Source organism: Lactobacillus sp. MRS-253-APC-2B, from assembly GCF_012843675.1.
GTDB classification, from domain to species: domain Bacteria; phylum Bacillota; class Bacilli; order Lactobacillales; family Lactobacillaceae; genus Limosilactobacillus; species Limosilactobacillus pulli.
The window spans coordinates 13,592-23,590 of the sequence record NZ_JABAFO010000012.1 but is presented as its reverse complement, the minus strand read 5'-3'; the positions used below and the strand labels follow the sequence as shown (position 1 = coordinate 23,590).

Sequence of the window (9,999 nt, the reverse complement as noted above, 5' to 3'; positions counted from 1 at the left end):
TTAGAAATTTACTGTCATAATAGCAAAAGGTCGAGTACTGGGAGGTTACCTGTGCTCGGCCTTTCTTATTGGATTTTTATATTCTTATTAAAATTAAAAACAGCGGTCGATGGATGTAATTCTACATAGTCGATCGCTGTTGATTTATATAATAATGTGTTTACCTTGCAATTCAAGCTAATTTTGTCAGCGCAGCAGATAACCGCCGTCGACCGGCAGCATCACGCCCGTTACGTAATCTGATGCCGGGCTGGCCAAAAATACCATTGGTCCCATTAGTTGTTCAGGGCGTCCCCATTCACCGGAAGGAATGTGTTCTTTAATCTCGGGTCCCCGGACTGGATCTTCGGCCAGCGACTTAGTCATGTCCGTTAAAATGTAGCCCGGCGCCAGCCCGTTGACTTGGATGTTGTACTTTGCGAGAGCATCAGCGTAGGCCTTGGTCAGACCCAACACGCCATGTTTGGCAGCCGTGTAGGGGAAGATGAACTTACCAGCGCGGTAGGACTGCATTGAGCCAATATTGATGATTTTGCCATGCTTTTGCTTGGCCATGTATTTAGCGGCCGCTTGGGACATGTGATAAAGAGCGTTAAGGTTCAAATTGATTACCTTATCCCAATCTGTATCCTTGAATGCTAAGACGTCATTGCGAATCTGAATACCGGCATTATTGACCAGAATGTCCAGGCCACCCATTTCTTTGACGCATTGCGCGATGATTTCATCGGCACAGCCTGGTTCAGTGATATCACGTTGCAGAAACCCGATCTTTTGTCCATTTCTTTCGACCGCTTGACGAGTTTCTTCCCAACCGCGCTGCGAGTTTGAAACGACGAAAATGTTCGCGCCGTAAAGCGACAGCGCCTTTGCATAGTTTTGGCCCAGACCACTGGCCCCACCAGTGATCAGAGCAACCTTGTCATTAAGCTGAAAACTTTGTTGATTAAATGAACTCATAAAAAGCACCTCGATATTAGTGATTGATTTTAGGAAATCGTTACACCTAATTATAAGCGCTTACAATGTTTTTGCAAGGGGTGCCGGGAAAACGATTGCCTAAATTATCCCAAAATAAAAATCGCATTCAACTCGGCTTTTGCTGCCAAATAATGCGATCACAAGCTTAATTATTTTTGATTCCTTTTTTGCCGCCGCCGATAGCCTAATCCGAAATGAACCAGCGATTCGGTACCATTGAAGATGCGTTTGATGTTGGCGCGGTGCAGCCAGATGATTACCACCGTCAAGAATCCCGCAATGGCTGCCAAGACCCAGTCGTGAATGCATAAGGCAATGACGAAAATCGCGGTAATACCGACCATACCAGCCGCACTGGCCATGCTGGTCAATAATAATACCGTCAGATAAATGACCCAGGCAACCAAAAAAAGCAGCGGGTTATATGCCAGCAAGATCCCAGCACTAGTTGCAACAGCCTTGCCACCATGAAAATGATCAAAAATCGAGCAGGTGTGCCCCAAAACGGCAAATAAGCCAATCAAAAGCGGGTTGACGGTCTGACTGCAGTGAAAGAAGTATGGTTGACAGGCTGCCAGGGTCCCCTTGAACATATCAAGAAACAGTACGGTTACGCCTGCTTTAGGTCCCAAAACACGCAGGGTATTGGTCGTGCCGATATTACCACTGCCGAACTTGCGAATATCCTTATGGTAGAATGTCTGACCAATCCAAAGCCCCCAAGGAATCGAGCCCAAAAGGTAGGCAACGGTCGCCATTAAACAGATTTTAAAAATCATAAATCATTCAAAACTCCCTCGATAATGATTGCATAATTGTTATAATAGCACATTGAGTGGCATCGGCAACCTTACTTTGATATGTTAAAATAATGGGGCACAGATGTTTGCAAAATTTCTTTGATAAATTTTGCCAAATCAGTTATATTAAAAAACGTTACTAAAAAATCATGAGGAGGGCCTTTCGTTGGCAGAACAAGAATATCAATATGATGCATCCTCCATTAAAATCCTTAAAGGGCTGGAAGCAGTGCGCAAACGGCCGGGGATGTATATCGGTTCAACGGATACCTATGGCCTGCACCATTTGGTATACGAAATTGTCGACAATGCAGTCGATGAGGCTTTGTCTGGCTTTGGTGATGAGATCAATGTCACGATCGAACCTGACAATTCAATCACAGTCCAGGATCATGGTCGTGGGATGCCAGTAGGAATGCATGCTTCAGGCAAACCGACGCCTGAAGTCATTATGACCGTGTTGCACGCCGGGGGTAAGTTTGGTCAAGATGATGGCTACAAGACATCTGGTGGTCTGCATGGGGTTGGGGCCTCGGTCGTTAATGCCCTGTCTTCCAAGCTGACGCTGACGATTGTGCGCGATCACGTTCGCTATCAGGAAAAATTTGTCGACGGCGGTAATCCAGTCGGTACCCTTAAAAAACTGGGCAATACCCGCGCTGGATCGGGGACCACGGTAACCTTTAAGCCGGATCCAAAAATCTTTTCAACGACGGTCTATAACTACGACACTTTGGCCAGAAGGCTGCGTGAGTCGGCTTTCTTGCTCAAGGGGCTGAAGATTACGCTGACCGACAAGCGTGCTGGTCAGGAAAAAGAAGAGGTCTTTCAGTTTGAAGATGGCATCAAGGACTTTGTCGACTATTTGAATGAAGACAAAGATACCCTGGGTCAGATCATGTATTTTGATGGCAAGCAGGATGGCGTTGAGGTAGAGGTCGCGGCTCAGTATAATGATGGCTATTCAGAAAACGTCTTAAGCTTTGTCAACAACGTGCGCACTCCAGATGGCGGCACGCATGAAGCCGGTTTTCGCAATGCCTGGACCAAGACTTTCAATGAATATGCCAGAAAAGTCGGTTTGCTAAAAGAACGCGATAAAAACCTGGAAGGATCTGATGTACGTGAAGGCTTGACGGCAGTCGTATCAGTACGAATTCCAGAACGGCTTCTCCAGTTTGAGGGCCAGACCAAAGACAAGCTGGGGACGCCAGAAGCCCGGAAGATCGTTGACTCAATCGTCAGCGACCAGCTAAGCTACGTGCTGATGGAAAATGGCGATGAAGCCCAACAGCTGATCCGAAAAGCACTCAAGGCACGTCAGGCACGCGAGGCTGCGCGCAAGGCTCGTGACGAATCACGCGGATCAAAGCGTAAAGGTCGCAAGGAACGCAATCTGTCAGGTAAACTGACCCCGGCTCAATCCAAAGATGCTACCAAAAATGAACTGTTCTTGGTCGAAGGTGACTCAGCCGGTGGTAGTGCCAAGCAGGGGCGTGACCGAAAGTTCCAGGCAATTTTGCCATTACGTGGTAAAGTCCTGAATACAGAAAAGGCTAAACTGGATGATGTCTTGAAAAATGAAGAGCTCAATACGATTATCTACACGGTTGGGGCCGGCGTCGGCAGCGAGTTCAACGTTGCTGATTCCAATTACGATAAGATCATTATCATGACTGATGCCGATGATGATGGGGCCCATATTCAAATTCTGCTGCTGACGTTTTTCTATAAGTACATGCGGCCAATGATCGAAGCCGGCAAGATTTACATTGCTTTGCCGCCACTTTATCGAGTGCAGTCTGGCAAGGGTGCCAAGACCAAGATTCAGTACGCTTGGACCAACGACCAACTGACGCAACTGACCAAGAAGATCCGTGGTGCACAATTGCAGCGCTTTAAGGGTCTTGGTGAGATGAATGCGGATCAGCTTTGGGAAACCACGATGAATCCAGATACGCGGACCTTGATTCGCGTACGGATCGAGGATGCTGAGCTGGCTGAAAAACGCGTCACCACTTTGATGGGTGATAAGGTAGCACCACGGCGGAAGTGGATTGAAGAAAACGTTCAGTTCACGCTCAGCGATGATGAAGAATCCGATCAGTTGATGGAAAATCGGGGGCAAAAATCCAAGACGCCAACGATTACGACTTGGAATCAAAAGTAAGGAGTGATAGTCAATGAGTGAGCCAAAAATCGAAAACATGACTTTGGAAGACTTGATGGGCGATCGCTTCGGCCGGTATTCCAAGTCCATCATTCAAGAACGGGCCCTGCCGGATATTCGCGATGGCCTCAAACCGGTTCAGCGCCGGATCCTGTTTGCCATGAACAAGGATGGCAATACCTATGATAAAGGCTTTCGGAAGTCAGCCAAGTCAGTTGGTAACGTAATGGGTAACTTCCACCCGCACGGCGACAGTTCCATTTATGAAGCACTGGTACGGATGAGTCAGGATTGGAAGCTGCGTGACCCATTGATTGAAATGCACGGCAACAACGGGTCGATGGATGGTGATCCACCGGCTGCCATGCGTTATACCGAGGCTCGTTTAAGCAAGATTGCCGGTTTGATGCTCAAGGATATCGACAAAGATACGGTTGATATGACGCTGAACTTTGACGATACCGAAAAAGAGCCGACTGTCTTGCCAGCCCGCATTCCCAATTTGCTGGTCAATGGTGCAACTGGGATCTCAGCCGGCTATGCCACGGAAATTCCGACGCATAATCTGGGCGAGCTGATTGATGCACTGATCTACCTGCTTGGGCATCCCACGGCCAGTCTGGATAAGCTGATGGAATTCGTGCCTGGTCCTGATTTCCCAACTGGCGGGATCATTCAAGGCAAGGAAGGAATCAAAAAAGCCTATGAAACTGGTCGGGGACGCATCGTCGTACGGGCTAAGACCAGTATCGAGACGTTGCGTGGCGGTCGGCAGCAGATCAATATCACGGAGATTCCATATGAAGTCAACAAGGCCCAGCTGGTCAAGCGAATCAACGACCTGCGTCTGGCCAAAAAGGTTGAGGGAATCGCTGAAGCTCGCGATGAGACTGACCGCAGCGGCCTGCGCATCGCGATTGAGCTGAAGCGCGGCGCCAATGCCGAGGGGATCTTAAACTATCTGCTAAAAAACACCGACTTGCAGATCAACTACAACTTCAACATGGTCGCCATAGATAATCAACGACCAATGCGTGTAGGTTTAAAGCATATCTTGACCTCTTATTTGAGTTTTCAAAAAGAGATTATCATGCGGCGGACGCGCTTTGATCTGAACAAAGCACAAAAGCGGCTCCATATCGTTGAAGGGCTGATCAAGGCACTCAGTATGCTGGATCAGGTCATCAAAACGATTCGGGCTTCTAAAAACCGGGCTGATGCTAAGCAGAATCTGATTGAATCGCTGGGCTTTGATGATCCGCAAGCCGAAGCCATTGTTACCATGCAGCTGTATCGGCTGACCAATACTGACGTGACGGCGCTTGAAGATGAGCAAAAGCGTCTGAATGATCAGATTGCCGAATATCAGCTGATTTTAAACGATGAAAAAGAGCTGGCTAAAGTGCTGCGCCAAGAAATGCGGACGATTAAAAAAGAATTTGCGACGCCGCGCCGGACTGAGATTCAAAGCAAGGTTCAAAAACTGGAGATCGACACTAAGGTTACGGTCGCTAAAGAAGACGTGGTCGTATTGGTTTCCAAAGCCGGCTACATCAAGCGCAGCAGTCTGCGGTCATTTAAGGCTTCCAATGTTGAAGAAGACGGTTTGCGCGAAGACGACTATCCGCTGCTGATTCAAGAAACCAGTACGCTGGCGCACCTGTTCATGTTCACCAATCTTGGCCATCTGATCTATCGGCCGGTGCATGAATTGACTGATGTGCGCTGGAAGGACGTTGGTGAGCATATTTCACAAACGATCGGCCTGGCCGCGGGTGAAGAGATTATCAAGGCACTGATTTTTGATCGGCTGGATATGCCAGGAACGCTGCTGATGGGAACCAGCGATGGTCAGGTCAAGCAGACTGAGTTCAAGGAATATCAGCCAGGATCCCGTTATAAGAGCACGGCGACGGTCTACATGAAGCTCAAGAGCGATGACGCTCAAGTCGTTAACGTAATGTATTATGAGCCAAAAGATACCGCGCAGTCGCTGCTGGCAATCAGTCATGAAGGCTATGCCGTTCGCTTTGACGTAGCTGAAGTACCGATTGCCGGGGTCAGAACGACGGGGGTACGGGCCATTAATCTGCATGACGATGACAGAATGGTTGACCTGCAGCTGGTTGATGAGGATCAGCATCTGGCCATGGTAACTCAGCGCGGGGCCTTTAAAGAAATGGCCGTAGCCGACATCAAGCTTGGCGCACGGGCAAGACGCGGCGAACTGGTGCTGCACTGTTTGAAGAAGCTGCCGCACAAGCTGGTCGACTTTTTGCCTTATGATGCCGACTATCAAGGCGCCGTTGAGATCATTACCGATCGGCCGCTGTTCCAGGATGTTTTGATTACGGATCACCATTTGGGAACGGCTCATTCAAACGGTACTTTTGTAATTGATACCGAAAGTCAGGGCATTCCGGTTAAGCTGCGCATCAAGCCCCAGCTGACCGAAACAGCGACAAGCGAGCAGCTCGATCTGACGGATTCAATTTCATAGTCTGCATAAATATGCACCTGAAATGAAATTAGATTCCCATTTAAGAGCTGGTCGTGCTAAAATAAAAGGGTATAATTAATTTGCGAAAACGTTGCAGCAAACGTTTTACGTGATGATTGAATCAAAGGAGTTGTCTTTATGAGCAAGGAATTAGTTTTTGGTCATCAAAAGCCAGATACTGACGCCATTACGGCCGCAATGGCATTTTCATACTTTGAAAACGAACTGGGCTACGAAACGGAAGCCGTTGCCCTGGGCGAACCAAATGATGAAACGAAGTACGCTTTGAACTACTTCAATATGGAAGCACCACGGGTCGTTAAGACGGTTGCCAACGAAACTGACAAGGTAATGCTGGTTGACCACAATGAACCACAACAATCAGCTGCTGATATCGATCAAGTTACGGTTACGCACTTGGTTGACCACCACCGGATCGCCAACTTCAACACGGCACAGCCACTTTGGATCACGGCGCGCCCATACGGCTGTGTTTCCACGATCATCACGGAACTGTTCCAAGAAAAGCACATCGACATTCCTGCCAACCTGGCTGGGATGATGATGTCAGCTATCATTTCCGACACGCTGTTGCTGAAGTCACCTACGACTACTGATCACGATGGCGAAGCACTGAAGTACCTGGCTAAGGTTGCTGGGGTTGAAGACTACGAAGCTTATGGTATCGAAATGCTGAAGGCTGGTACTAACCTGGCTGCCAAGTCTGACACGGATATCGTTGACGGCGATGCCAAGACGTTTGAACTGGGTGGTGCCAAGCTGCGGATCGGTCAAGTAAACACGGTTGATCTGGACGATGTCTTCTCTCGTCAAGCTGACCTGGAAAACACGATGTCCAAGCTGAACGAAGAAAACGGCTACGACACGTTTATTCTGATCGCTACCAACATCTTGAACAGCGATTCTGATCTGCTGGTCGTTGGCGGCAACACGGAAAAGGTTGAGCAGGCATTCGGCAAGAAGCTGGGCGACAACCACCGTATGAACCTGCCAGGCGTGGTTTCACGTAAGAAGCAAGTTGTACCTCCATTGACGGACGTCTTTGAAGGCTAATCACGCTTAACCAAAAAGCACTCCGCCATTGCCGCGGGGTGCTTTTACTTTACATAATTAAATCAATGAATGCTTTGATGGAGGAAGCAAGATGAAAATCTGTCCAAACTGTGGCAGTGAAGTTTTAGAAAATGCCGAATACTGCACGCGTTGTGGCTGGCATTTTGAAACAAATGCCAATCAAAATGCTGATAAAACGGTTGGCGAAGAAATTCAGCCGGCTTCGATAGCTAAAGAAAACAGTCAGTCATCGGCAGCTGAACCAAGCAGCGAACAACGGTCATTAATGGATGCGGCTGAACGGCCCCAATCGACAGTGACACAGCATGAATTGAAAACGGCAACTGATGCTGACCATTCACGAAGGGCTGATGAACCGCTCCAGAGTGCCATGACCCCTAGCCGCGATGATGTTTCAGATAATCAGACAACAGCGGAACAGCGGCATCCCTTGGTTGATGATCCGGCATCAGGAAACAGCAAGCCCGCTAAACCCGATCAAAAAGCAGCAGTCAGCGCGGCTGGAGAAGCCAAAGTCAATCATGAGTCGTCGTCATTCAAGAGTCGTGCGGAAGCCAGAAAGCAATCTGAATCAAGTACGGATGGAGATTCATTTGAACTGACGCTGGATCTTGAACATGCCAAGCAGGGCTTCAAGCGCGCCTGGGACTGGCTGATCGAATCGTTAAGGCATCCTGGCGAGTATGAGCAGCCAAGCTGGCGCTGGACCGGATTGACGATACAGATTATCGAGGCGCTGCTTACGGTCGTGACGCTGAGCTGGCTGGTTGATCATCTATCGGCTAAGCTTGCCCAGCTAGCGTCTGGCTCGTCAATCGTCTTTCACATCAAGGCCATGACGACGGGAAGTTTTTTGCTGCTGTGGCTGTTGATCTTGATTGCTGCCCTGTTGATGAGTGCCGTGGCGTATGTCTTTAAACGCTATGTTAATGGTGTTAAAGGTGGCGACTATCTTGACATGATCAATCGTTTGACGTGGACCAGCAACTTCAATGTTATTTTGCTGCTGGTCAGCCTATTGCTGGCTTCATTAACCGGCTCGCTTGGCATGATGACTCTGATTGGTGTGATTTTGCTGACTGCTTTGGGCATGTTTGTATTGGCATTGGCTGATGTGATGCTTGAGGCTGGTCCGCAGAAATTCGATCGCATGTACGGCGCGCTGATTGTCTTGGTCATCAATGGTCTGATTGTTTTCGCCGCGATCTCAATAGGCGGCAGGCTCATCAAAGAAATGATCATGGCGCTGATGCTGCGGCTGTTTTAGCATAAATCCAGATAGAATTTAACCCCCAACCGATTCGCGGGTATATTGCGAATCAATTGGGGGTTTTAGCTTAAATAAGCTTGGCTAACGTCTTGCGAATCGTAGTTGCGGTAATGCCGGGGAAAATCGACTGCATTCTGATGTTGTCGGGTTTGGCCATATATTCAGCCAATGCGTCCAGCTGCTCGGCCTGGGTAATACCAAGGTCAGCTAATGACAAAGGCAGGTCAACGCGTGGATAGTAGGCGCGGATTTCTTTGATCAACTTGATATCGTTTTCCAGCGTGACCTGAAACAGATTGCCTAAAGCAACGATCTCGCCATGCGTGAAGCGTTGGGGACCGATGATTTTGACATAGGCGTTGTAAAAAGTATGGGCGGCCACGCTGCGTCCATCCAGATCGGCAAAGCCATCCACCAGTGAAGCCAGCAAAAAGATCGTATCGATGAAATTCTGCAGGTCAAGACCGTTAAGCGACCGTGGATCATTTACTTTCAGCATTTCTTCACGACACCGTTCGATCATATCGCGTGCCAAAGACAGCGAAAGTGAGTTCATTTTGTCATCAGTCAGACGTCGGCGAATTTCATAGTATTTGGCCAGCGTGTCGCCGATTCCTGAACGCAGATATTCAAGCGGCGCGTTTTTCAATAGCTCAGGTTCCAGAACAACGGCATCAACGGGCTTTTTTTCGCGGATGCTGGCAATCATCTCGTGAGTTGGAGAATAGACGATGCTTTTAGTAGTAAAGGCCGCGCAGTTGGAGGGGACGGTCTGGACGTTGATCAAGACAATGCTGAGACGGTCACTGACGATTTTGGCCGTATCCATCAGCTGTCCACCACCAAATGCGATAATGCCGTCAGCGGTTTTCAGCCGTTCGGTTAGGCGATCGATTTCGGCAAACTCGCAGCTGCCATTAAAGATTTCGACTGGATAGTGATTCAGAAAATCAGTCGGCAGATATTGGGGGATGATTTTTAGAACGGTTTGGTCAGTCAAGATGACTGGGCTTTTAAGTACAAATTCATTGATCAGTTCGGGCAGTTTTTTTAATGCACCGGGTTCATTGACATAAATACCGGGACTAAGCCGGATTGTGCGATTAAACATTAAATCATTCCAATCTATAAAATTAACGGATAATTCAAAACCGGCCCAGCATGGTTCAACGCCTGCTTGAGC

General features: G+C 48.4%; 7 protein-coding genes. 4 read left to right on the top strand and 3 right to left on the bottom strand.

The features are described from left to right. Positions 1 to 186 precede the first annotated feature (186 nt). Both HF864_RS06840 and plsY read right to left on the bottom strand, forming a co-directional pair. Positions 187 to 960 carry an SDR family NAD(P)-dependent oxidoreductase gene (locus HF864_RS06840; RefSeq protein ID WP_169462245.1) on the bottom strand — a complete coding sequence of 258 codons (774 nt, stop codon included), beginning with the start codon at positions 958 to 960 and terminating at the stop codon, positions 187 to 189. Between the two features lie 170 nt (positions 961 to 1,130). Beyond that, a complete protein-coding gene (gene plsY / locus HF864_RS06835) occupies positions 1,131 to 1,760 on the bottom strand; it encodes a glycerol-3-phosphate 1-O-acyltransferase PlsY (RefSeq protein ID WP_169462244.1) in 630 nt (209 codons plus the stop codon). 187 nt (positions 1,761 to 1,947) lie between these two features. Between plsY and parE the strand changes: the two genes are divergently transcribed. The 4 genes from parE (at position 1,948) to HF864_RS06815 (ending at position 8,813) form a co-directional block, all read left to right on the top strand. Beyond that, complete coding sequence (gene parE / locus HF864_RS06830; protein WP_169462243.1) at positions 1,948 to 3,951, top strand: DNA topoisomerase IV subunit B; 2,004 nt, start codon at positions 1,948 to 1,950, stop codon at positions 3,949 to 3,951. Between the two features lie 13 nt (positions 3,952 to 3,964). Further along, positions 3,965 to 6,451 carry a DNA topoisomerase IV subunit A gene (parC, locus tag HF864_RS06825; RefSeq protein ID WP_169462242.1) on the top strand — a complete coding sequence of 829 codons (2,487 nt, stop codon included), beginning with the start codon at positions 3,965 to 3,967 and terminating at the stop codon, positions 6,449 to 6,451. Positions 6,452 to 6,589: 138 nt separating this feature from the next. After that, positions 6,590 to 7,525, top strand: a complete 936-nt coding sequence (locus tag HF864_RS06820; RefSeq protein WP_169462241.1) for a manganese-dependent inorganic pyrophosphatase — start codon at positions 6,590 to 6,592, stop codon at positions 7,523 to 7,525. A 91-nt stretch (positions 7,526 to 7,616) separates the two neighbouring features. Beyond that, entirely contained in the window at positions 7,617 to 8,813 is a 1,197-nt protein-coding gene (locus HF864_RS06815) for a zinc-ribbon domain-containing protein (RefSeq protein WP_169462240.1), read from the top strand. A gap of 70 nt (positions 8,814 to 8,883) precedes the next feature. On the opposite strand, the gene HF864_RS06810 is transcribed toward HF864_RS06815, so the two are convergent. Next, positions 8,884 to 9,927 carry an iron-containing alcohol dehydrogenase family protein gene (locus tag HF864_RS06810; RefSeq protein ID WP_169462239.1) on the bottom strand — a complete coding sequence of 348 codons (1,044 nt, stop codon included), beginning with the start codon at positions 9,925 to 9,927 and terminating at the stop codon, positions 8,884 to 8,886. Positions 9,928 to 9,999: the final 72 nt, after the last annotated feature.